General features: G+C 63.9%; 20 protein-coding genes, 1 tRNA gene and 2 pseudogenes. 7 read left to right on the top strand and 16 right to left on the bottom strand.

Features of this window, described 5'->3' with window-relative positions; translation table 11 throughout:
* Positions 1 to 139: 139 nt before the first annotated feature.
* Genes SNAS_RS04805 through SNAS_RS04785 form a run of 5 tightly spaced genes read right to left on the bottom strand, consistent with a single transcriptional unit; the run spans position 140 to position 4,007 of the window.
* Positions 140 to 2,299, bottom strand: coding sequence for an FtsK/SpoIIIE domain-containing protein (locus tag SNAS_RS04805; protein ID WP_013016253.1), 2,160 nt, complete (start codon positions 2,297 to 2,299; stop codon positions 140 to 142).
* A 3-nt stretch (positions 2,300 to 2,302) separates the two neighbouring features.
* Entirely contained in the window at positions 2,303 to 3,154 is an 852-nt protein-coding gene (locus SNAS_RS04800; protein WP_013016252.1) for a hypothetical protein, read from the bottom strand.
* Positions 3,151 to 3,438 carry a hypothetical protein gene (locus tag SNAS_RS04795; RefSeq protein WP_013016251.1) on the bottom strand — a complete coding sequence of 96 codons (288 nt, stop codon included), beginning with the start codon at positions 3,436 to 3,438 and terminating at the stop codon, positions 3,151 to 3,153. The genes SNAS_RS04800 and SNAS_RS04795 overlap by 4 nt, the downstream gene beginning before the upstream one ends.
* Entirely contained in the window at positions 3,435 to 3,761 is a 327-nt protein-coding gene (locus SNAS_RS04790) for a hypothetical protein (protein ID WP_013016250.1), read from the bottom strand. Before SNAS_RS04790 ends, SNAS_RS04795 begins: the two co-directional genes overlap by 4 nt.
* Complete coding sequence (locus SNAS_RS04785; protein ID WP_013016249.1) at positions 3,762 to 4,007, bottom strand: DUF6284 family protein; 246 nt, start codon at positions 4,005 to 4,007, stop codon at positions 3,762 to 3,764.
* Between the two features lie 209 nt (positions 4,008 to 4,216).
* Between SNAS_RS04785 and SNAS_RS04780 the strand changes: the two genes are divergently transcribed.
* The gene (locus SNAS_RS04780; protein WP_013016248.1) at positions 4,217 to 5,056 is read left to right on the top strand and encodes a class I SAM-dependent methyltransferase; all 840 of its coding nucleotides are present in this window, start codon (positions 4,217 to 4,219) and stop codon (positions 5,054 to 5,056) included.
* A gap of 300 nt (positions 5,057 to 5,356) precedes the next feature.
* Here SNAS_RS04780 and SNAS_RS36490 read toward each other — a convergent pair.
* The 8 genes and pseudogenes from SNAS_RS36490 to SNAS_RS04745 all read right to left on the bottom strand — a co-directional run.
* Positions 5,357 to 5,545: pseudogene (locus SNAS_RS36490) on the bottom strand (response regulator transcription factor); the annotation flags it as partial.
* Positions 5,546 to 5,877: 332 nt separating this feature from the next.
* Positions 5,878 to 6,567: a GntR family transcriptional regulator gene (locus tag SNAS_RS04770; RefSeq protein WP_013016246.1), complete on the bottom strand. Its 690-nt coding sequence runs from the start codon at positions 6,565 to 6,567 to the stop codon at positions 5,878 to 5,880.
* Positions 6,568 to 7,013: 446 nt separating this feature from the next.
* Entirely contained in the window at positions 7,014 to 8,345 is a 1,332-nt protein-coding gene (locus SNAS_RS04765; protein ID WP_013016245.1) for a pentapeptide repeat-containing protein, read from the bottom strand.
* A 552-nt stretch (positions 8,346 to 8,897) separates the two neighbouring features.
* Positions 8,898 to 9,575, bottom strand: coding sequence for a hypothetical protein (locus SNAS_RS35005; protein WP_144300397.1), 678 nt, complete (start codon positions 9,573 to 9,575; stop codon positions 8,898 to 8,900).
* A 1,187-nt stretch (positions 9,576 to 10,762) separates the two neighbouring features.
* Positions 10,763 to 11,164 carry a hypothetical protein gene (locus SNAS_RS04760; RefSeq protein ID WP_013016243.1) on the bottom strand — a complete coding sequence of 134 codons (402 nt, stop codon included), beginning with the start codon at positions 11,162 to 11,164 and terminating at the stop codon, positions 10,763 to 10,765.
* Positions 11,161 to 11,355, bottom strand: a complete 195-nt coding sequence (locus tag SNAS_RS04755; RefSeq protein ID WP_013016242.1) for a hypothetical protein — start codon at positions 11,353 to 11,355, stop codon at positions 11,161 to 11,163. Before SNAS_RS04755 ends, SNAS_RS04760 begins: the two co-directional genes overlap by 4 nt.
* Positions 11,356 to 11,879: 524 nt before the next feature.
* A tRNA-Tyr gene (locus SNAS_RS04750) sits at positions 11,880 to 11,961 on the bottom strand.
* A 72-nt stretch (positions 11,962 to 12,033) separates the two neighbouring features.
* Positions 12,034 to 13,017: an endonuclease/exonuclease/phosphatase family protein gene (locus SNAS_RS04745; protein WP_013016241.1), complete on the bottom strand. Its 984-nt coding sequence runs from the start codon at positions 13,015 to 13,017 to the stop codon at positions 12,034 to 12,036.
* A 98-nt stretch (positions 13,018 to 13,115) separates the two neighbouring features.
* Here SNAS_RS04745 and SNAS_RS04740 point away from each other — a divergent pair, with 98 nt between their 5' ends.
* A complete protein-coding gene (locus tag SNAS_RS04740; protein WP_013016240.1) occupies positions 13,116 to 13,610 on the top strand; it encodes a YajQ family cyclic di-GMP-binding protein in 495 nt (164 codons plus the stop codon).
* Between the two features lie 7 nt (positions 13,611 to 13,617).
* Here SNAS_RS04740 and SNAS_RS04735 read toward each other — a convergent pair whose 3' ends face one another.
* Positions 13,618 to 14,511, bottom strand: coding sequence for an NAD-dependent epimerase/dehydratase family protein (locus SNAS_RS04735; RefSeq protein WP_013016239.1), 894 nt, complete (start codon positions 14,509 to 14,511; stop codon positions 13,618 to 13,620).
* Positions 14,512 to 14,565: 54 nt separating this feature from the next.
* Between SNAS_RS04735 and SNAS_RS04730 the strand changes: the two genes are divergently transcribed.
* A complete protein-coding gene (locus SNAS_RS04730) occupies positions 14,566 to 15,810 on the top strand; it encodes an acetyl-CoA C-acetyltransferase (RefSeq protein WP_013016238.1) in 1,245 nt (414 codons plus the stop codon).
* 21 nt (positions 15,811 to 15,831) lie between these two features.
* On the opposite strand, the gene SNAS_RS32390 is transcribed toward SNAS_RS04730, so the two are convergent.
* Positions 15,832 to 17,391: a peptide-methionine (S)-S-oxide reductase gene (locus SNAS_RS32390; protein ID WP_013016237.1), complete on the bottom strand. Its 1,560-nt coding sequence runs from the start codon at positions 17,389 to 17,391 to the stop codon at positions 15,832 to 15,834.
* Between the two features lie 77 nt (positions 17,392 to 17,468).
* Between SNAS_RS32390 and SNAS_RS37450 the strand changes: the two are divergent.
* The 3 genes and pseudogenes from SNAS_RS37450 to SNAS_RS04705 form a co-directional block, all read left to right on the top strand.
* Positions 17,469 to 17,861: pseudogene (locus SNAS_RS37450) on the top strand (Lrp/AsnC family transcriptional regulator); the annotation flags it as partial.
* A gap of 113 nt (positions 17,862 to 17,974) precedes the next feature.
* Positions 17,975 to 19,015, top strand: a complete 1,041-nt coding sequence (locus SNAS_RS36480; protein ID WP_013016236.1) for an alpha/beta hydrolase — start codon at positions 17,975 to 17,977, stop codon at positions 19,013 to 19,015.
* A gap of 10 nt (positions 19,016 to 19,025) precedes the next feature.
* Positions 19,026 to 19,457: a nuclear transport factor 2 family protein gene (locus SNAS_RS04705; RefSeq protein WP_013016235.1), complete on the top strand. Its 432-nt coding sequence runs from the start codon at positions 19,026 to 19,028 to the stop codon at positions 19,455 to 19,457.
* A gap of 16 nt (positions 19,458 to 19,473) precedes the next feature.
* Here SNAS_RS04705 and SNAS_RS04700 read toward each other — a convergent pair whose 3' ends face one another.
* The gene (locus SNAS_RS04700) at positions 19,474 to 20,766 is read right to left on the bottom strand and encodes an MFS transporter (RefSeq protein WP_013016234.1); all 1,293 of its coding nucleotides are present in this window, start codon (positions 20,764 to 20,766) and stop codon (positions 19,474 to 19,476) included.
* 300 nt (positions 20,767 to 21,066) lie between these two features.
* On the opposite strand from SNAS_RS04700, the gene SNAS_RS04695 reads away from it, so the two are divergent.
* Complete coding sequence (locus SNAS_RS04695) at positions 21,067 to 21,879, top strand: SGNH/GDSL hydrolase family protein (protein WP_013016233.1); 813 nt, start codon at positions 21,067 to 21,069, stop codon at positions 21,877 to 21,879.
* The last annotated feature ends 3 nt before the right edge of the window (positions 21,880 to 21,882 follow it).

The raw sequence follows: 21,882 nt of genomic DNA, 5'->3' as shown, positions 1-21,882 counted from the left end.
GTTGTGCTCCTTGAAGGGTTTTTGGGTGTGGACAGCCAAGGCCGCTAGGCGCTAATGCCCTGGCCAGGTGGTTTGTTGGTCGCTAGTGGGGTCGCTAGGTCTAGCGAGGCGGGTTGCTAGACCTAGCGCCGTATCGCGTCTATCCGCCGCCCCGTTTTTCGTCACGCTGAGTGAGAATTTTTCGGATGTCGGCGACGGTGACGCCCTTGCGATTGCCGCCCTCGCCGGTGGCCGGGTCGGTGCCCCACACTTGCCCGGTCTTGACGCCCAACGGTTTGAGCATGCTGGTCAACTGGGCGGTTTTCTCCTTGTCGTCCAGGCCCTCGAGGTGCCCGTAGGTGTCGGGCCGCAGTTGGGACAACCGGTTGACGATGACTGAGTTCCAGACCTTCTTCTCATCGCCGACGACGGCGGCGATGTCGGCCAGCAGGTCAACGGTCGGGCCGGTGTCGGCTTCGATCGTGTGCCCGGCGGCGTGTCCGGTGATGTTGCCGAGCTTTTCGCGCATCGCCCGAGCGCGCGCCACGACCTTTTCGGCGCCGGGAGCATCCACGAAGTGGCTTCGCATGATCGAAGGTTCGTCGCCCTCACCGGCCAAGTAGCCGATGCCCCGGTCACGCCGGGAAAACATGGTCGCGCGGATACCGGCGGCGTACATGCCCGAGCCGAGCACCATGTTGTTGGCCTTGTCGCCCATGACCTTGAGGCAGAACCGCAGGACAGCGTTGTCGCTGATGCCCTTGGGCAGCGACTTGCTGTCGGGTCGCTGGGTGGCGAACAGCGGGATGATCGCCAACGCGGGACCGCGTTTTACCAGGTCGGTGCAGATGTCTTCGAACTCCTTGCCGTGTTCGGGGTGCTCGAACCACATTTGACACTCGTCGATGCCCAGCACGATCGGTTGCAGGCCAAGGGATTTACTGTCGGCCAGCTCGGTCGTGACCTTGGATTCCGGGCACAGATCACGTGGCAGCTCCCGGATCACCTTGGCGCGGCGGCGCATCTCGGCCTGGATCTCCCGCAGGCTGGCGAGGGCGTATTCGATGTCCTCGTCCTCGTCACCGGCCCGGTAGGCGTGACACACCGGCTCCAGCGGCCCCAGGTCGCCGGTTCCTTTCAGGTCGAAGGCATACAGGCGAACTCGCGGGTCCAACGCGGCGGCCAGCAGGATCAGCCGGGCCGCGAAGGTCTTACCCATGCGCGGAATCGACCCCACGACGATGCTGGCGTACGCCAAGGTGATCCGAACGGCGTCGCCGCGCTGGTCGGTGCCGAACTGCCAGGGAGTGAACACGTCCACGCGGCCGGATTTGGCCAGCGGCCACGCCTTCTGTTTGGCCTCGTTCATGGACTTGTCGCCCACCCAGATCACCAGGCGGCCCGGGTGGATCTCGGCGTTGCCCTCAGGCCACACGCAACCCAGCGGACGCCCGAGACCCGAGGCGAGCTTTTCCCGCTTGTCGGCGACCTCGCCCACGGTCACGCCCGGCGGAAGTTCCACCTCGGCACGCCAACCGGGTCCGTCGCGCACGATCGGCGCCGGGAACGTGATGGCGTTCGGATCTTTGGCCAGCGCCCGGTTGATGCCCGGCAGGTCAATGGACCGCAGTGCTTCCACCACGTGTTCCGAGGTCAACGGCCGCAACGACGCCTTGACCACCGCCGGAGACACCAACGGCTTGTCCAGCTTGCGCCCCTTGACGCCACACGCGAGCGTCGTGGCCGCCAGCACCGTCCACAGCAGCGGCCCGCCAATCGCGTACAAGGTGGCTGCTCCGACGATGGTGCCGGTGATGGCGAAGGCCGCCACGAACCCGCGCCAGCGCACCCGCTTATCGCGTTCGCGGCACAGCTTCAGGTACTCACCCACCAAAGTGGGGTCATCGGTGCGGGCGGTCTTGTTGACCACCGCGTCACGTACCGGTTTGCCCTCGGCGTCCCACACCCAGTTCGAGAACTGGGCCGACCAGCGCCACGCACCCACCGGTGCCCGCGCCGCGATTTTTACGCCGTAAAAGGGAACCCGAATAGCGTGGTACCCGGTCGTGTGCAGCCCCAGGTTCACGACCCTCTTGACCTCGCCCAACAGGGCCTGCTTCGACTTGAAAACCGGCGGGATAATGTCGCGGCGTCCGCTGGTCACCGACACCGGGTCTTTCAGGGCCTCGGGGCCATCGACCGGAACCTCAAGCTCGTCCTCGTCGGTGGTGACCGTGGCGGCCTGGTCGTCGGCGGTCAATTGCTCCAACGCCGCGTCCCAGTCGATCCCACCGTTGTCGTTGGTGTTTTCACTGGTCATGGATCAGCCCTCCTGGGTGTTCTTGACGAGGTGGGCCAGGGCGGCACCCAGGCCAAGGACCGCGACCGGGATGCAGGCCACGGCAGCGGTGATGAACGGGTGAGCCGCAGGGACGTTGGCGGCGGTCATGAGGTGGTAGGCGATCTGTCCGGCAGCGCCGGTCGCCAGCGCGATGAGCGCCGAGGTCCGCGCGAACTTGATGGCCTTGATCGAGGCCCGCCCGGACAGCCACACGTAGAGCGCGTAAGCGGAGTAGGTCTCCATGCCGATGGGCAGCGTGATGGACGTGTCGATCACGAAGGAATCGACGATGCCCGGCAGCGGGGACACGGGTCCGAACCCGGCCAGCTTGCCCAGACCCACCCAACCGGACCAGATCGCGACCGTAGCCGGGAGCAGGAGCAGCAGCACCGGCCATACCGCGATGGGTTTACGCTCCACAGTGTCGGCGTTGCCAGTGTCGCCGCTGTTGTGGACGGCTACCGGTTCCGTAACCTCGACGGTGGGTGCGCCTGGGTCTGCGACCGGTATGTCCTGCGGTTCTGGCGTGGCTATGTCCTCATCGGCCACCACGACCACAGGTAGTTCGATCGTGTCGTGCTGGGTGCCCGCCACCGGATCCGGCACAACCGGTGCCGGGTCTGGGTCAAGCACTGCGGGTTCGGGCCGCTGGGGCTGGAACCCTTCGCCCTCCAACGCCGCGCGAAGTTCGCGGGCCTTGGGACGACCGATCCTCAGTGTCTCCTTAAAACGGTTCTGGGAGGGCAAGCCCTCGGCCTCAGCCATCTTGCGGGCTTTCGGCATCAGATCCGCAATCGACGCCGGATAGGCACTCTTGACGGTTGTCATAGTCATGACAGGTCCTCTCCCTCGTCGTCGGGTTCGGGGTCGATCAAGTTGTCCAGGACAGCCGGGTCGACGCCCAGCTCAGTCAGAAAGTTTTCGACGTTCATCCAGTAGGGGTGGCCCAGCGGAGGACCAATCGCGACCAGCTCGGCGATATTGAGGGCGGCGATGGCGTGGTTGCGGTTCCAATCACCGTCCAACCACGACACTCGCCACGAGTCAGCGTCGACGCGTTCGGCCCACTGCCCAGCGCGGGTGGCCTCGATCCGATCCCTCTCGATGCGGATACTCACGACGTCACCACCGATCCGTTGCCGCGCAGCGCTTTCAAGTCACTGGTGACGGTGGCCAGGCGAGCGAACACGCGTCGTGCGGCCTCGCCGTTTACGTCGGCGGGGTGGTGTTGGCCGTACTCAGCAGCGAAGACGTCAATGGCGTCTTCGAGCTGGTCAGCGGCGGCGTTCAGGCTGCCCGACAGCTTCGGCGCTGGGCCAGTCTCTTCGGAGGCGCCCTCGGTGTCGACGTCTTCAGAGCGTCGCGAAGTGCGAATGGACAAGGCGGCGCCCAGAACGCTGAAAGCGATACCCAGGCCCGCGAAGATCAGGGAGATGGTCATTTAGGCCACCGCCTTCACCAGAACGCGGCGAGTGCGGCGGCGTGTCTGCCGCTGGACCTGAACGTCCACGGTGTGGTGCGCGACATGCTCAGCGAGCTGGACATCCAGCACGATCAGATCGGCTTCGATTGCGGTCCAGTCGGCCTCGATCGCGGGCCACTCAGCCTCGATCGCGATCAGTTCCGCATCAGTCGGTTCGGCGACATCTTCCAGTGGATCTGGCACCCGACTTGAGAGGATGTTCATTGGGTCGCTCTCCTTTCAGTGGTTCGACCCGATGAGGTCCAGCAGGTGCAACTGCTGGGCCTCGCTTGGCCTTTGTGGGCCTCGCATGGCTCAGCGTATACGTAACTTCGTATACGTACAACCTCTACGTATACGAAGTTATATGACCTAGATCACACCTGGCTCGCTCCAGCTTTGGGCCTTGAGCGTGAGGAAGGAGTTACGCGAGAATGAGCGACATGGAGCTGAGCCCAGAACGCCGAGAAGAGCTGCTTTCGCTGCTAGATAACGAAAGTCGATTGAAGACGGAGTATCCGAAGCTCGCGGAGTACCTGGACATCGCCCCTTCATTGTCCGGAACCGGGAACGATCAACGAGACGGCGAATTCGATCTGCGACTGATTGAGGTGATGACGCGAGCCAACTCGACCACCCAGAACCCCTACTGGGAAATCGTCGCCCCTGCCGTTTCTGACGTCGGTGAACGGCGCGTGATCGACGGCGGCAACCCCAAAGGCAGTCCGCGGCTAGCGTTCGCTCAGACGGTCCTCCAGGACGCGTATGCGTTCGCGATACTCGCTCCGGAAACGGTGCAGTGGGTTTCTGAGGTCTGTGGCAGTCAGACGATAGTTGAGCTTGGAGCCGGGCGAGGATACTGGGCCAAGCACCTACGCCAAAGTGGAGTAACGATCGACGCCTACGACATCAAACCACCGACCTCAGATCAAAGCGAGACCTATGCGGCACCCGGTGTGCTTCCGGGTACGTGGGCCGATGTAGACGTTCTTGAAAAGCTGGAACCCGATGAGTTGGGGGCGCGAACGTTGCTCTTGTGCTGGCCGCCGGGATGGGGAGACACAATGGCCTCCGAAGCCCTCAAAACCTTCGAGGACGCCGGAGGCGAACAGCTCATCTATGTTGGTGAGCCACAAGGCGGAAAGACTGGTGATGACCTGTTCTTTGACGGTCTGGCCGCTCGCTGGCGAATGGAATCCAAGGACCCGAACTTTGTGTCGTGGTGGAACAACACCGACGGTGCACAAGCCTGGACCAGGACTGGATCCTTATAAGCCGTCGCACGTCCTGGTGGTCGCTCGGCGTGTCTGGCCTTCAAGGTAGGTTCGTTCGGCCATGTACGCGAAGCCGTCCTTCCATGCCTTCGACGTTTCCAGATACGACGAGTTCCACTGTGTCTCGGGCCGTCCGTCAAGCCCATGTACCGAACAGACCATCACACCCGTACGAGGATCTCCGACAAAGACTCGAATCATGTTGGCCGTAGCACCATTGGTGACCACATAGTGCCGTTGTCCATAGTCGAAACTTCCCCAGACAATTTCCTGAGATTGCATGACTTCCCCTCACACGATTCAGTGCAGGATGTTTTGTCGAAAAGCGAGAGCGACGGCATGGGCGCGGTCGCGGGCTCCGAGCTTGCGATACGCGCGACGCGCGTGGGTCTTGATGGTGTCCTCGGTGACGTAGAGCTCGCGGCCAATCTCGGCGTTGGACTTGCCGCCTGCAATGCCGAGCAGGACTTGGTGTTCGCGTTCGGACAGGTTGTGCTGGAGGTTGGCGCGGAGGGGGGTTGGTTTTGGTGGTTCCAGGTCGATTCCCAAGGCGGCCAGGCCGTGGAGGAGCATGCGGCCGTCGATGCTGAGTGGTTCGAGGCGTCGGCTGGCGCGCGCTTCGCGGACGATGTGAACCGCCGAGCGGGCAATGACTTCCCAGGCGACCACCGGGTTACGCAGGTCGGGTGCGAAGAATGTGGACATGGTCGGCTCCTTGGCTGGGAGAGTGCCGCCGCACCCGGTAACGGGAGGCATTAACCAGGCGCGGCGGCCGGAGCAGAGGATTCTTGGGTTCGTGTGATGCGGATTTGGTGTAGCTCTTAGCTGGCTGGTTCCAGCGACATGCGGAATGTCATTGCCTTGTATCGATCGCGCGGGTACGACACCTTAGACACCATGACGGGGCGGTCCACTTCGTCTAGGAACCGTTGGTCGACTCGCTTGACGAGGTCACCCGCCTTGACGTTGAGCCATTCCGCATGGGCTTCATTGGGCGGTTCATCGTCGCTTACGGTCTCTTCGAGAACCACGGCATCGACGGTACCTTCGAACCCTTTCGGCTGAAATGTGTCCGATATAGACACCGGCTGCCCGTTTTCGGTGACCCGCGTAACGACGTGACTTACTTCGTTGCCTTCTTCGAGGTCTAGGGCTTGCGCGACTTCGGCATTCGCCGGGATGATGCTGAACTCACGCTCAACATGCACCTCTTTGCCGCTCTCGTTGGTGAACGTGGACTCGGCCTTCTCCATCGAACGCTCCGGGGAGATACGGATGAGGCTTGGCTGGTCGGCCACGAAGACGCCACGGCGACGGACAGAGTAAACCAGCCCTTGGCTGATCAACATCTCAATCGCCTTGCGAACGACGATGTCCGAGACCCTTTCGCCAGTGACGTTGTCCACCTGGATCTCCGCGTAACTGGGCAGTTGTGTCCTCGGGGGTAGCTCCCCCGAGCGGATGCGCCGGGCATAGTCCCCTGCGATCACCACGTATGCGTGCTCCGGCATGGAAGACGTTCCTTTCTCGGTGACGTGCTCCCGCTTAGTATACATATCTTCGTATACGCACAGAGGTTGCTGTTCGCCAGCCCGAGCTCACGCATCGTTAGGAGCTGATTGAATCCCGCGCATCGCTTGCAGCCATATGGCGTTGACCAGCCAAAACAGTGGGTGTCTCATCTCCATATGGGAACACCAGCCCGAAGTGGGAAATGGTGAGAAGGCTGACGTCAGCGACCACACTCGCACAAACGACATCGACTTAACGGCTGGGCGGCCCGCTGGAGCACGACACGGCCAACTTCGTTGACGTTGGCGACTGTGGTGAAAGAATTCCAGAAACACCCACATGACCTGCGGAGATCGTCGATCTTGGTGCGTTGACAGAACAGCGACAAAACAGGTGCGATAACGACAAGAATAGGTTTGCGGTGGCCGAGGACTGCTTTCGGCCGTCACTCACTCACTGGAGAATCAAGTTTCGGATTCGAAGGCATAGGCTCTTTGCGCAGGCGACCCCAACCTGGAAGTCCCTCAGGATCCTCTTCCAGCGCCCAACCTGAGGGCCACATATGCAATCGTTTCTTGCCCGGATTCATTACTGCAACAACCTTGTCAAAGCCGACCTCGCCTCCGAACTGTGTTGCGTCGCGCCTTGCAATCCGGTCCGCTATTGCGACTCCGTCGAACCAGGCGGCCCCCCTGAACCGTGCATTATCAAACCGAGCCTCTCCGCCGAACTGCGCTCCTGCGAACACAGTGGCTTCGCCGAACCGCGTCTCATTGAACCAGGCATCTCTGCCGAACTGTGCCTCGTTGTATGAAGCAGTACCTGTGAACTGTGTGCCAGTGAAGGCAGCGTCCTCGCCGAACTGTGCCATGTTAAACACGGCGTCGCCGTCGAACTGTGCCTCGTCGAACTCGGTGTCCCTGCCGAAATGCGCCCCGCCGAACGTGGCCCGCTCTTTGAACCGGGTGCTATTGAATCCAGTATTGTTGCGAAACTTTGCTGCCGCGAACACGGCATCCTTGTAGAACTGCGTCTTGCCGAACTCGGCGTCCCCGTCGAATTGCGCCCCGACGAACATTGCAACGTCTTGGAACTGTGCTTCGAAGAACATGGCGACCCCATAGAACTCAGTAAGACTGAAGTTGGCCGATTCCAGCCAACAACCGATGAACTCGGCGTTGATAAGTGTGGCGCCGGTCAGATCAATGCCGGACAGGCCCCAAAAACCCTCAGATGTGATTGGCGGCGGCTTGTCGTTCCGATCAGCTTCTTCTCGGGGGTCTCTAAGGTGGCTGGCCAAGAGACGTTGGGCTGTGGCGCGGACCTCGTACTCCAAGTCGGCTGAGTCCATACCAGAGTCTGGTTCGGGATCGCTAAAATAATCGGCTCTTGCCGAATCCGATACAGGCTGTTTTTTCGTGTGAGATATGGAAGTGAATCGGGCTGGCAGCGCAAATGGTTGCCTCAGGTACGAGCACCAGATATCAGCGATGACCTGCCGATGATTGACGTCGTTTTGCCCCAACCGATCCAAAGCATGCAACGCCGCCAAGCGCACCGCCGCCCTTGCGTGTCCCAACTGCTCGGCGGCAGCCATGTACAACTCGGTGATCCGCCGCTCGGTCGCGTCATGCCGATTATCTCTGGCGACTTCGCGATCAAGGTCGTGGGCAACTTCCTGTAGCTGCTGTCGACGGGCAATCATGACCAAGCCGAACAAGGCACCGATTCCAGCGGCCGCGGTCAGGATAGTTCGTACCGCCTGGATCTGGAGCATTCCCGGGTCCGACGCTTTTGCACCTGGGTCTCCCGTGGCTCCGCTGGAGCTCGGACTACCTAGAGGCTCTGGGGGTGCGGTGGGCAAGTTGCTGGGCCACACCAGCCACCACACCACAGCCACGATTGCAACTCCCACAATGATGGTCAAAGGCACTGCAAACGCCCACCACCGTCGCCACTGAACTGCCTGAACATCCTCGGACTTCCCCGATGCATTTTGAGTCACTCCACCATCGTTCACAACACATCCAAGATCACGCAACCCTTGACATGACAACACTTCATCACAATCGGCACCGCGCACGGTCATCACGGAAGCCGTACCGGTACCGCAGGATGGTCCTGGAAGGTGCAACACAAAAACGAACTGGGCAGCAGGTGACAAGTGACCTGTCTGGTTCGGGTTACCTTTGGATATAAACACCAACCTGATTTGCCAGCGTCTCAAACCCCAGTGGGATGCCCTAACCGCATCACGGGACGTCTCGGGATGTCTTCAGCGTCGAAGACGTCCCGATTTCATCAGATCGACGGACACTATGGCTACCTTTTAATGAGCGTGGCCAGTGTCATCCACTTTCACAAAGGTCTTTCTGTCGAAATCCCACATGACGCGAACTGTCTTTTCCCAGAGAATCGGCAACAACGGCGCCGAGATGGTTTCAGGGATGGCTCCATGGTAATCAGGCGTCACATAGCCACCGCCGCCCTCATTGAGAAAGTGTCCGGTCTCTACATCTTCCCAGCGTTCCGAAGGTTGCCAATCGGCTGTCGCAATGAGGATTGCTTCCAACTTAAGTGCGAGCGGAAGAGACTCTTCTGACCTATCTGGAGTAAATGTAGTCAGGCTTATCGCTTCTGATCCGTCCGGAAGAGGGATCCGCCACTCCCGCTCATGAAGCCAGTCAGATCGCCGTGCTGGACCAACTTCAAGACGCACAGCCCAATGCCGCAACTCAGGATTCAATCGGTCAATCTCCGTGCCACGAAGGTGCCAAACCGGCCCTCCACCGACATCGTACACCTGTTGCCGAGAGAAAATTAGCCCCCATTGTGGCCACTTCTTGTCTTGAAAAAACCAGTTCAAATGGAGAAGTGGTGCCTCAGAAAAGCACACCATACGGGGGCCATCAAGCCTGCTGAAGGTAGCAAACCCTCTAACCCTTTCCTCCCAAAGAATACTTTCGAGACGTTCTTCCGCAGTTAGATCATCTATGTCTTCCGGCAAACATGGCGACTTTCTGGTGCCTGGCGGTCGGCCGCAAAAATGCACCAACCAATCAGACTGGGCTGGGCCAGCAGGTTGAAGCAATCCGGGTTGTCCGAACATACCGTGTGTCTTTCTATCATTTGGACATTGCAATCGGTGCCATAAATTCACCCAGCAGGATCACGCCACTGGACCTGAATAGTTACAGAAAAGGGCAGAAGCACCTAGGGTCTTAAGTCCACAAGTACCGGAAACTGCGATGTCATTGATGGGGCCTGAGGTGCGAAACATCCACACCACAAGCCCCATACACCAGGATCACCGATAGCTACTCGCCGGTGATGCCGTGCAAACCGACAAAGACAGCAACGAAAATTGAGATACCCACGGCATGGTTTGGTGATTTGCTTGCAACCACTGCGGCCAGCGCGGCAACGCACAACAGCAACAGAGTCCGAGTAGTAAACGGGGGCCGTGGTTTGGGTCCCATATTTGTGACGTCATCGTTACCGGCAGCGGGGGGACTTGGCTTCCGCCCCCACGTGCGGAATACTCTCAAGGCGACTCCTTGGATCATGAACTGGTACTGGAGCCTGAGCGGCCAGCTGGTAGGACAGCTGGCCGTTCCTTATGAAACGGCTAGCCACTCAGGTCGGACAGCCTAAACGGGCGATTACGGCGAGCCGCAGAGAGCAGCACCGTCTCTTATGGGCAAATCATCGGGGCGCGACTATCGTGAAACCACTGGCAAATCACCAGAGTATGGACTTGACCTGGTCTAATACCCGAACCAGCCGAAACGGCGACGTTGATGCGCGGAACACACACAGGTACTTCTACTTCATATGGTTCTCATACGCTCGCTATCCGTGAGGATAGCGAGTCGCACCTTCTAATAAGTGAATAGACGGACATCACGTGACCCGAGCCTCAGGAGGGTCGTGGCCAGCTTCCCGAGAAGAGTTTGCTCCACAGCTGTGCGTTTCAGCTGAGGGTGCCTAGGTTAATTTCCCCTAACAGCGTCCAATGCCCAAGTTTGACCGTTCACGGTTACCCCGTTGACGTTGGTGACTATGGTGACAGAATTCCTGTAAGCGTAGGTCTACCTGGGGAGACGCTCGCTAGGCGGGTGTTGACAGAATGGCGACAAAATACGACTGGCGTAGACAGAATTCGCTTCGCCGATGGCACGGGCGGGTATTGGGCTACTGCTGGTCGGTGATCTCGTCGACAGGGATGATGCGCTCGGGCGGCAAGAGTCCCGCGTATAGACCCGGTTGGGCAGTCAGCAGGTCGGCGCCAGAATCGATGGTGGCCAACGCGGCGTCGGCGGCGTCGATACGTCCGACATCAGCGGTAGCCGCGGCTAGTGCCCGCCATTCCGTTGTGGCCGTGAGGACTTCGGCGGCGGCGTGGTCAACCAGGAAGTCAATGAGGTGGTCGTCGTCAACGGTGAGTTTGGCGGTGGCCAGACTCAGCACGGGAAGACCGATCGCGGCGCTGGCGTCGGCGACCAGGGCGAGGGTTTCCCCGACCGATACTGATCCGCGTGCGAACGCGGCGATGGACGAGGCATCCAGCACGATGTGGATGTCGCGATCGGTCACGCGGCGGTCCGCTGCGATGCGGGCGGCAATCCCAGGCGCTCGCGCATCGCGGCCTCGGCGGCCGGGTCGCGGCGGTCGCGGTGATCGGACAGGACCCGTTGGACGTGTTCGCGTCGCTGGGGGTCGGGTTCGGCGCCGATCGCCGTAAGGATCTCGGCGCCAGCGGGCGTGGCGGTCGGCTCGGTTGTCATGGCTTCGATGCTACCGGCCCGCACGGGGCTTGTGGCGGATCCGAAGTCCGACCGATTTAACCCACATCAGTCGCCGAGGCGCGGTTGCGCGTCGTTCGAGGTATATCCGAGTAAGGATGCATCCGAGTTTGGCGCCGAGAATTGCCCTCAGAGGGTTATCCCTGGTCATAGCTTCGCGATGTCGGTTGGCGGGTTTTCTCTGTCAACGCGAGCCCTATTTTGTCGCCATTCTGTCAACGCTTGTTGAGCGAGTGTTTTTGCTGGTCAAGGTCGAGTTTCGGGAATTCTGTCACCATAGTCACCAATGTCACCGGGGTAACGCCGCCAACGGCGGTGCCGAGTTGAACTCCACAGCTCCGAGAACAAGGAGTGTCGCTTTAGGGCATTCGCAGGCTCGCACGGATTCTTCGTCCCGCCCTCGTCCCGGACAGCTGCATCCGATCGCATCGGCTTGCGCTCAGTCGCACAGGCATACGAAAGGCCCCCGGACTGGTTTCCCAGGTCGGGGGCCGTTTCACGAGCTGTGGCGCGTACTGGATTCGAACCAGTGTAGGCGGAGCCAGCGGTTTTACAGACCGATCCCTTTGGCCACTCGGGCAACGCGCCGTGTTGTCGGGCGTCCGTGGACGACCGCGCCGAAGAAGGATAACCACAAGCCTGGGCGGGGGCGCAACTGGGTTAGTCGTCGGGCTTGGGAAGGGTCATCGTGGTGGTGAGGGCGCGGTGGTCGCTGTTGGGGATGGTGTGGGTGGCGTAGGTGGTGGGGGTGATGCCGGTGCTGGTGAGGACGTGGTCGATGGTGACCTTGGGTGGGAAGTTCTTGTCGGTGGGCCAGGTGCCGGTGAGGCCGGAGCCGGTGGCGTCGGCCGCGTCGGTGTAGCCCATGGCGATGAGGTCGCGGAGGATTCGGTGGTCGAGGGTGGCGTTGAAGTCGCCCGCCAGGATGCGGGGGGTGCCGTCGGTGGGGGCCGGTGGGAGGGCGCGGAGGTCGTGGCGCCAGTGGCGGGTGCGGTCGGGGTTGATGGGCGGGGAGGGGTGGACCGCGACGAATTCGACGTCACCGGCTTTGGGGACGTCGATGGTGGCGGCGGGGTTGTAGAAGAGGCCGTCGACGGCGAGTTCGTCGTTCTCGGTGAGTTCGTGGCGGGAGTAGATGCCGGTTCCGGCCGCCTTGTCGGCGGGTTTGAGGACTTGGTGTGGGAGTTGGTCGGCCACTTCGGTTTTGGCGAGTTTGTCGACCGCGTCGGCGTCGAGTTCCAGGACCGTGAGGACGTCGATCTTGTTGTCGACGACGAGGTCGGCGATCGCGTCGAGGTCGGCGTCGCCGGTGAGGACGTTGGCGGTCATGACGCGCAGTTGGGGGCCGTCACCGGCGCCATCGCCGTCGGCGAAGAAGCGTGGCATCAGCACGACGACGAGCGCGCACGCGCACACCACCAGGACGGTCAGCAGCGCGATGGTGCGCAGCCAGACGGCCACGGCGATGGGGATGAGGATCGCGGCGGCGATGTAGGGGGTGTAGGAGATGACGACGGCGACGGGCCAGGCCACCTCGGCGCCGAACAGCCGCCAGCCGGTGAACAGGGCCCAGCCGAGCACCATGATCCACAACAGAACGTAGGTGACGCGGCGCAGCGGGGTTCGCGAGCGGGGCGAGGACATCTTCCGAGTATGTGTCCCCAGTCAACCGATTGCCAAGGCGTTGGGCGTCGGCGTTAGGCTCGGGTGTTTCCCGAAAACCATCCGCTGGAGGCATGACCGTGGCAAATCCGTCGTTCGACATCGTCAGTGAGCTCGATTCCGCCGAGCTCGACAACGCGATCAACCAGACGTCGAAGGAACTGTCCACCCGGTTCGACTTTCGGGGTACCGGTGCCGGTATCGAACGCAGCGGGGACGAGGCGGTGGTGCTGACCGCCGAGACCGAGGACCGGGTCAAGGCGGCCCTGGACGTCTTCAAGGACAAGCTGATCAAGCGCGGTATCTCGTTGAAGGCCATGGAGGCCGGTGAGCCCCGCGCCTCGGGCAAGACCAGCAAGATCGACTGCGCGTTGAAGCAGGGCATCGAGCAGGACGTGGCCAAGAAGATCAACAAGGCCATCCGGGACGAGGGCCCCAAGGGCGTCCAGACCCAGATTCAGGGTGACCAGATCCGGGTCACGGCCAAGAAACGCGACGACCTGCAGTCGGTCATCGCGATGCTGAAGAAGGCCGACTTCGACGTGGCGCTTCAGTTCACGAACTACCGCTCATAGCTTCGCGTCAACCGCGCGGGGTGCGGGCCACGAACTCGGCGATGTAGCGGTCGAGGGACTGTCGCGGTTCCCAGCCGAGCGCCCGCACCTTCGCGTTGTCGGCTTCGCCGCGCACCCGTTCGCCGCGTTTGGCGGGGATCAGCGTGTACTCGGTGCCGAACATCTTGGCGACGTCCAGCATCGGCCATTCGTGTCCGGCACCGATGAGGTAGCCGTCGCCCTTGCCGTGTTCGGCGCAGACCAGCAGTCCGGCGACGGTGTCGTCGATGTGGGTGAAGTCGCGGGTCTGGGTGCCGGGTTCGACGACGGTCAGCGGTTCGCCGTCCTTGTACTGCCGCTCGAAGATGCCGATGACGGTCGCGTAGCGGCCCTGTTCGATCTGGCCGGGGCCGTAGACGTTGTAGAAGTAGGTGATGACGTAGTCGAGGCCGTACCAGTCGCCGTAGTTGCGGATCAGTTCGCCGTTCTTGGCCTTGGTCCACGCGTAGGGGTTGAGGTGTTCGTCCTGGCCGTCGTTGCCGAACTTGGAGCTGGAACCAGCGTAGATGAGCCGGGCCTGGTTGTCGGTGCAGAACTTGACGACTTCCTTGGTCCCCCAGGTGTTGTACTCCCACACCAGGTCGGGTTCGTCGAAGGACTGCGGGATGCGGGCGTACTCGCCGAGGTGGAACACCAGGTCGGGTTTGCCGAACTCGGAGTTGGCCCACAGTTTGTTGATGTTGACGGTGGAGTCCTCCACGTAGGTGACGCGGGGGTTGTCGATGTGGGCGTCGCGGCGGCCGGTGAAGTAGTTGTCGATCGACACGATGGCCGCCCTCGGATACTTCTCGACCAGTCCCCGGATCAGCTGGCTGCCGACGAATCCGGCGCCGCCGGTGACAACGATGGTGTTGACGTCCACTCTTGCTCCTCCTGTTTACGGCCGCCGCCATGGTACGCGGGTAGGGTTCGCACCATGACTGAAGCCGTCATCGTCGCGACCGCCCGCACTCCCATCGGGCGCGCCGTCAAGGGTTCCCTGAAGGATCTGCGTCCGGACGACCTGGCCGCCACGGCGGTGCGCGCCGCGCTGGACAAGGTGCCGGATCTGGATCCGGCCATCATCGACGACCTGTACCTGGGTTGCGGACTGCCCGGCGGTGAGGCCGGTTTCAACATGGGCCGGGTGGTGTCCGTCCTGTTGGGATACGACCACCTGCCCGCCGCGACGCTCACCCGCTACTGCGCCTCGTCGCTGCAGACGACCCGGATGGCCGCGCACGCGATCAAGGCCGGTGAGGGTGACGTGTTCATCTCCGCCGGGGTGGAGGCCGTGTCGCGGTACGGGCGCGGCAATTCCGACGGCCTGCCGGAACCGGTGCAGGCGCAGGTGGGCGGCGGCTGGCAGAACCCGGTCTTCGACGCGGCCCGCGAGCGTTCGGCGCATCGGGCTGAGAACGGCGCCGTCGGCTGGGACGACCCGCGTGAGTCGGGTGAGGTGCCGGACATCTACCTGGCGATGGGGCAGACGGCCGAGAACCTGGCGCTGGCGCGCGGGGTGACCCGCGCCGAGATGGACGCCTTCGGGGTGCGTTCGCAGAACCTCGCCGAGAAGGCCATCGCGGACGGCTTCTGGGCCGAGGAGATCACCCCGGTGACGCTGCCCGACGGCACCGTCGTCGCCACCGATGACGGGCCGCGCGCGGGCGTGACGCTGGAGGCCGTGTCGGGTCTGAAGCCGGTGTTCCGGCCGGACGGCCGGGTCACGGCGGGCAACTGCTGTCCGCTCAACGACGGCGCTGCCGCGGTGATCGTCATGAGCGACACCAAGGCCGCCGAGCTGGGGATCACGCCGCTGGCCCGGATCGTGTCGACCGGGGTCACCGCGATGTCGCCGGAGATCATGGGCATCGGCCCGGTCGAGGCGTCGTGGCAGGCGCTGGCCCGGGCGGGGTTGGGCATCGACGACATGGACCTGGTGGAGATCAACGAGGCCTTCGCCGCGCAGGTGATCCCGTCGTACCAGGACCTCGGGGTGCCGCTGGAGAAGCTCAACGTCCACGGTGGAGCCATCGCGGTGGGGCACCCGTTCGGCATGACCGGCGCCCGCATCACCGGCACGCTGCTGCACGGTTTGCAGCGCACCGGTGGCCGATACGGGCTGGAGACGATGTGCGTCGGCGGCGGCCAGGGCATGGCGATGGTCATCGAACGGCTGTGAGGCTGGCGGCGCGCCGCCGAGTCAGTGGCGCGCCAGGTGCTGTTGGTGGCGTAGCTGCGCCGGATAGAACGGGAACTCCTGTGCCGACAGGATCTCGGTGATGATCGCGCCGTAGCCGCGTCGGTCGAGTTCGCGTTGGTACACCTTGCGGGAGGCTTCGGCCTTGGCCAGCTGTCCCGCGTCCTGGGTGAAGATGGCCGAGCGGCCGTGCCCGCGCATGTCGACGCGGCGGGTGGGGTCCTCGGAGCACCAGAACACGGCCAGCAGTTTCTCGTAGGAGGTCTTCGCCGGGTCGAAGACGACCCGCACCGCTTCGGTGTGGCCGGTGCGGTGGCTGAGGATCTCGTCGGCGAGCGGGTTGGGTGTGTGTCCACCCTGGAATCCCGCGACGGTCGTCCATACGCCGGGGACGTCCCAGAACTGGGCTTCGCCGCCCCAGAAGCAGTCGACGCCGAACTCGGCGATCTCCATGCCGTCGGGGTAGGGACCCAGCAGCGGGGTGCCCAGGGCGGCGTTGCGGTCGGACGGGTCGAGCAGCGGGCCGGGGCGTCCGGGGAGGGCCTCGTCGGCGGGGAGTTTGGTGGTGTGTCGGGTGGCGAACATGTGGCGACGACTCCTTTGCGCTTCCGGATGCCTTCGGTACCAACGTAACGCTTGCCGGTGGACCTCGCGGGGCCGTGGCTTCTCGCGGCGTTTCGCGGCCTGGCCGCCGACGATGAGGACCACGGCGCTGACGATGATGCCGCCGCCGAGCAGCAGGTTGGCGCTGAGCGACTCGTCGCCGAGCAGGACGCCCAGCACCACCGCGACGACCGGGTTGACGTAGGCGTAGGTGGCGACGGTGCTGGTGGGCAGGTTGGCGTTGGCGTAGCCGTAGGCGGTGAAGGCGAGCATGGAGCCCGCCACGACCAGCCAGCCGAATCCGGCGATCGAACGGGCCGATATCGCGGCGAGTTCGAGCCGTCCGAACTCGCCGGTCACGGCGGCCACGAGGATCAGCACCACGCCGCCCGCGATCATCTGCAGCGACGCCACCACGAGCGGGTGCTTGGGCTGCGGGGCCCGGCGGGCGTAGACGGTTCCACTCGCCCAGCTCAGTGCTCCGATGAGGACGACGATCGCGCCGAAGAGGTCGACGCGGGAGCCGGGGCCGCCGACCAGCACGCCGACGCCCGCCGTGCCCAGGGCCAGCGCGATGGCCATCGTGACGGTGATCCGGCTCCGGTTGACCGCCGCGTCGATCAGCAGCATCCACACCGGAACGGTCGCGACGATGAGGGCCGCGAGTCCGGAGTCGATGCTGGTCTCCCCCACACTGAGCAGGCCGTTGCCGCCCACGAGCAGCAGGACCGCGACGATGACCATGGAGCGCCACTGCCGTGGGGTGGGCCGGTTGGGGCCGCGCGCGTGCCGGGGTCCGACGATCGCGAACATGACCGCGCCCGCCAGCAGGTACCGGAAACCGGCCATCAGCAGCGGCGGGATCGTCTCCACCGCGAACTGGATACCGAGGTACGTCGATCCCCAGAAGATCCATACGGTGAACAGCGCCAGCCAGGGCAACACCGTAGGCGATGACATGAAATTAGGTTTCGATATCACTTTGCCTCATTAAATTAGCCAAGATTGTCAGAATCCTGATCTTATATTAGGCTTGAATGCCAGGAAAGGTAATTTTCGCCATGACGAAACCGCTTGACGAGGTCGATCGGACGATCCTGCGGGCGTTGACCGCCGACGGCCGCCAGACCGTGCGGGCGCTCGCCCGCGAGGTCGGCCTGTCCGAGCCGTCGGTGCGCGACCGGGTGCAGCGGCTGGAGAACGACGGCGTGATCAGCGGCTATCACGCCAGCCTCGATCCCGCCAGTGTGGACGCGGGCACCGCCGCGTTCATCACGCTGCGCTTCGAGTACGCCGAGGGCGCGAAGGCGCTCATCAACGAACGACTGGCGGCCGAGAGTTGTGTGCTGGAGGTGCATCAGGTGGCGGGCGACGACTGCTACCTGCTGAAGGTGCGCGTCGCCGACACCGAGGAACTCGCCGACGTCATCGAACGCGTCCGGGCCATTCCGCCGGTGTCGGGCACCAACACCACCATCGTGTTGCGCACCATGATGGAACGACCGGTGAGCATTGACGCCGCCCAACCCGAAGGAGAACGGTTATGTTGCCATGGTCGGCCGAGTTGGCCGGACGCGTCGAACAGCACACGATCGACAGCGTCGTGTTGCGGGACAACCCACTCGGCGATCCGCACCTGCGTCCGGTGCTGGTGCACCTGCCGCCCGGCTACGACGACGAGCCCGGCCGCCGGTATCCGACGATCTTCTGGCTGCCCGGATACACCGGCCACATCGGAATGTTCTTCAACCGGATGCCGTTCCGCCAGGCGATTCCGGAGGTGGTCGACGCGGCCTTCGCCTCGGGCGACACGCCACCGGCCATCGTCGTGTACTCAGACGGCTGGACTTCGTTGGGCGGCAGTCAGAACCTGGACTCGCCGGCCACCGGCAGGTACCACACGTATCTGTGTGAGGAGGTGGTGCCGTGGGTGGACGCTCACTTTCGGACGATCGCCGATCGCGACCACCGGGCGGTAGCCGGAAAGTCCACCGGCGGGTTCGCCGCCATGGTCACCCCGATGCTGCGCCCCGACCTGTTCGGCGCCCTGGCCACCCACGCCGGTGACGCACTCTTCGAGACCAGTTACCGCGCCGAGTTGCCCGAGCGGTTCCGGATGCTGCGCGACGCCTACGACGGCTCCTACGACAGGTTCCTCGCCGAGTTCCGCGGCCGCGTCCCCGGCACCAAGGCCAACGACCTCGAACTCATGGAGGTGTACGCGTACGCCGCGGCCTATTCCGCCGACGCCGACGGCACCGTGCGGCTGCCGTTCGACGAGATAGGGGCGCTGGTCCCCGAGGTCTGGCAGCGTTGGCTGGACTGGGATCCGGTGCTGATGGCCGCCAAGCCCGAGTACGCCGAGGCACTGCGCTCCATGCGGGCACTGTGGATCGACGCCGGGAACCGGGACGAGTTCCACCTCGACGCCGGGGCGATGGCCTTCCGGCGGGCGGTGTCGACGGCCGGGATACCCGACGAGAAGGTCCACTTCGAACTGTTCGACGGTGGGCACGGCGGCATCGAGTACCGGTATCCGTTGGCGGTCAAATGGCTCAGCGAGGCGATGTCCACCGACTGCTAGCCTGCTGGCCATGACGCCTCCCGAGCAAGCCGACCCGCCGCGAAGCCGGTTCGACGGGCTGACCCCGGCCGAGGCCAGCCGCTTCGCCGGGCGCTGGCTGCCCGCCTGGACCGGCAACGACCCCAAGCGGCTGGCCGCGTTCTACACCGAGGACGCCTTCTACGCCGATCCCGCCGTCCCGCAGGGCATCCAGGGCCAAGCGGTGCTGCTGGACTACTTCGCGAAACTGCTGGGCCGGTTCCCGGACTGGGTGTGGACCCAGACCCGGGCGACCCCGTTGGACGGCGGGTTCCTCAACCACTGGCGGGCCGACATTCCCGTTCGCGACCGGGTCGTGGTCGCGAACGGCGTCTGCACCGTCCAGTTGCGAGACGGTTTGATCGCCCGCAACGAGGTCTTCTTCGACCGCACCGAGCTCGTCGCCGAGCTGACGCGGAAGTGACCGCGACGGCGTCGGTTCAGCCAGCCGTGCCCTCGGCCGCCAGCGGCTTGGGACCGGCCACGACGACGGCGGGTTTGCGCACCCGCAACGGTTTGCGGGCCGTCTCCGGGGACAGCACGATCGGCACGATCGCGATCGCCGCGGCCGCCATCAGGTAGAAGGCGGGCATGTACTCCGGGGCGCCCAGTCGGGTGCCCAGGAACGCGATCACGACCGGGGCGGTGCCGCCGAACAGCGACGTGGACACGTTGTAGCTGATCGCGAAGGCGCCGTAGCGGACCTGCGTCGGGAACAGCGCTGGCAGCGCGGAGGGAATCGTCCCCTGCAGGATCACCAGGAACAGTCCGATGATGAGCATGCCCAGTCCGATGGACACGACCGTCCCGGCCTGCATGAGCAGGAACGCCGGGTAGGCGAACACGATGAACCCGATGGCGGCGGCCAGCAGCAGCGGTTTGCGGCCCACCCGGTCCGACAGCGCCCCGAACGGCGCGATGAGCGCCATCATGACGGCCATCATCACGATGCTCACCAGCAGACCCTGGGTCTCGGTCAGTTTGAGGACGCCGGTCAGGTAGCTGGGCATGTACGTCAGGACGGTGTAGTACGAGACGTTCAGGATGATCACGATGCCGACGCAGATCAGCAGCGGCCGCCAGTCCTTGCGCAGGCAGTCCCGCAGCGGCGAGTTGGCGACCTCGTGCTTGTGCTCCAGGTCCTTGAACGCCGGGGTGTCCTCCAGTTTGTACCGCAGGTACAGCCCGAACAGGCCCAGCGGGCAGGCCACCAGGAACGGGATCCGCCAGCCCCACGACAGCATCGCGGTCTCGGACAGCGTGGTGGTGAGCGTGACCGTCAGCCCGGCGGCCACGATGGTGCCGCCAAGCGTCCCGAACTCGAGGAAGCTGCCGAAGAAGCCGCGCCTGCGGTCGGGGGCGTACTCGGCGATGAAGGTGGCGGCGCCGCCGTACTCGCCGCCGGTGGAGAAGCCCTGCACCAGGCGGCACAGCAGCAGCAGGATCGGCGCGGCCAGGCCGATGGTGTTGTAGCTGGGCAGCAGGCCGATGACCATGGTCGCGCCCGACATCAGGATGATCGTCAGCGCCAGCACCTTCTGGCGTCCGATGCGGTCGCCCAGCGGGCCGAAGAACAGGCCGCCCAGCGGTCGGATCAGGAACGACAGCGCGAACGCGCCGAAGGCGAACAGCAGCCCGTCCTCGGGGTTCCCGGTCGGGAAGAAGACGGCGGCGATGGTTCCGGCCAGGTAGGCGTAGACACCGAAGTCGAACCACTCGATGAAGTTGCCCATGGCCGCTGCGCCGACCGCGCGTCGTACGTCCGAGGGTTGGGCTTGCGGGGACTGTTGGGGTGTTGCCGGGGCGACGATGACGAACTCCAGCCGTAGGGGACTCAGGCAGGCCCGTGCCTGGCCGTGCCGGACCCGGGGTGGTGGCAGACCGTAACAGAAAGCCGGTGCTGTCGGCAAGGCGCTTGTTGACAATCGGACAATCGACGCCGCTTCGGTCCGGGAGCCGGGCTGGCGGTGAGTGGCGGCTGGGCGATTCGTCTGGAAGCATTCGTCGGAGCCAGTCAACCCGCAGGAGGATGTGTGAACCGGTCCCGAGCGCTTCGTCTCGCCGTGCTGGGTGTCGTCGGCATCGTCGCCGCCGGATCGGTGGTGGCCTTCGCCGGCTCCGAATCGACGGCGGTCATCGTCGCCGGGGCGAAGCCGATGCGTCAGGTCGCCATGGGCGACTCCTATTCCTCAGGTGTCGGTGCCGGAGACTACGACGACTCCGGTTGCGGGCGCTCGGCCAACGCCTACGGTCCACTGTTGGCGGACGAGTTCTCGGCCGATGTGGACTTCGTCGCCTGCGGTGGCGCCACGATCCCGGATGTACGCGCGGAACAGTTGTCGGCGTTGTCGGACAAGACCACGCATGTGACGATCTCGGTGGGGGGCAACGACATCGGCTTCGGCGGCATCATCGTCACGTGTGCCAACGGCAGCGACGACGAGTGTGTGGACCGCATCGACCAGGCCGAGCAGGACGCCCGCGACCGCCTCGCCGGCGAACTGGCCGACCTCTACGCCGACATGTCCGAGGCCGCGCCCGACGCGCGGATCATCGTCGTGGGCTACCCGAAGCCGTTCCACGAGAAGGAATGCGACTCCGCGCCGGGCTTCAGCGTCGCCGAGCAGCGACGCGCCAACACCTTCGCCGAAGCCCTCAACGCCGTCACCGCCGAGGTCGCCGACGCGGCGGGCTTCGGCTTCGCCGACCCGGTGTCCCAGTTCGAGGGCCACGGGATCTGTTCCCCCGAGCCGTATGTCAAGGGCGAATCCCTCGACGGCTCCTACCACCCCAACGCCGCCGGACAACGGGACGGTTACGTGCCCGCCGTCCGAAAGGCGCTGTAGCGA

The organism is Stackebrandtia nassauensis DSM 44728, from assembly GCF_000024545.1.
GTDB classification, from domain to species: domain Bacteria; phylum Actinomycetota; class Actinomycetes; order Mycobacteriales; family Micromonosporaceae; genus Stackebrandtia; species Stackebrandtia nassauensis.
The sequence above is the reverse complement of the archived record's forward strand: the minus strand, read 5'-3'. Positions and strand labels throughout refer to the sequence as shown.

Excerpts from the sequence above, each read along its gene's own strand:
- SNAS_RS04770 (WP_013016246.1), bottom strand. The coding sequence starts at position 6,567 with ATGCCGGAGCACGCATACGTGGTGATCGCAGGGGACTATGCCCGGCGC.
- SNAS_RS04705 (WP_013016235.1), top strand. The coding sequence starts at position 19,026 with ATGACGCCTCCCGAGCAAGCCGACCCGCCGCGAAGCCGGTTCGACGGG.
- SNAS_RS04745 (WP_013016241.1), bottom strand. The coding sequence starts at position 13,017 with ATGTCCTCGCCCCGCTCGCGAACCCCGCTGCGCCGCGTCACCTACGTT.
- SNAS_RS32390 (WP_013016237.1), bottom strand. The coding sequence starts at position 17,391 with ATGTCATCGCCTACGGTGTTGCCCTGGCTGGCGCTGTTCACCGTATGG.
- SNAS_RS04730 (WP_013016238.1), top strand. The coding sequence starts at position 14,566 with ATGACTGAAGCCGTCATCGTCGCGACCGCCCGCACTCCCATCGGGCGC.
- SNAS_RS04755 (WP_013016242.1), bottom strand. The coding sequence starts at position 11,355 with ATGACAACCGAGCCGACCGCCACGCCCGCTGGCGCCGAGATCCTTACG.
- SNAS_RS04805 (WP_013016253.1), bottom strand. The coding sequence starts at position 2,299 with ATGACCAGTGAAAACACCAACGACAACGGTGGGATCGACTGGGACGCG.
- SNAS_RS04790 (WP_013016250.1), bottom strand. The coding sequence starts at position 3,761 with ATGACCATCTCCCTGATCTTCGCGGGCCTGGGTATCGCTTTCAGCGTT.
- SNAS_RS04780 (WP_013016248.1), top strand. The coding sequence starts at position 4,217 with ATGAGCGACATGGAGCTGAGCCCAGAACGCCGAGAAGAGCTGCTTTCG.
- SNAS_RS04765 (WP_013016245.1), bottom strand. The coding sequence starts at position 8,345 with ATGCTCCAGATCCAGGCGGTACGAACTATCCTGACCGCGGCCGCTGGA.
- SNAS_RS04800 (WP_013016252.1), bottom strand. The coding sequence starts at position 3,154 with ATGACTATGACAACCGTCAAGAGTGCCTATCCGGCGTCGATTGCGGAT.
- SNAS_RS36480 (WP_013016236.1), top strand. The coding sequence starts at position 17,975 with ATGTTGCCATGGTCGGCCGAGTTGGCCGGACGCGTCGAACAGCACACG.
- SNAS_RS04700 (WP_013016234.1), bottom strand. The coding sequence starts at position 20,766 with ATGGGCAACTTCATCGAGTGGTTCGACTTCGGTGTCTACGCCTACCTG.
- SNAS_RS04785 (WP_013016249.1), bottom strand. The coding sequence starts at position 4,007 with ATGAACATCCTCTCAAGTCGGGTGCCAGATCCACTGGAAGATGTCGCC.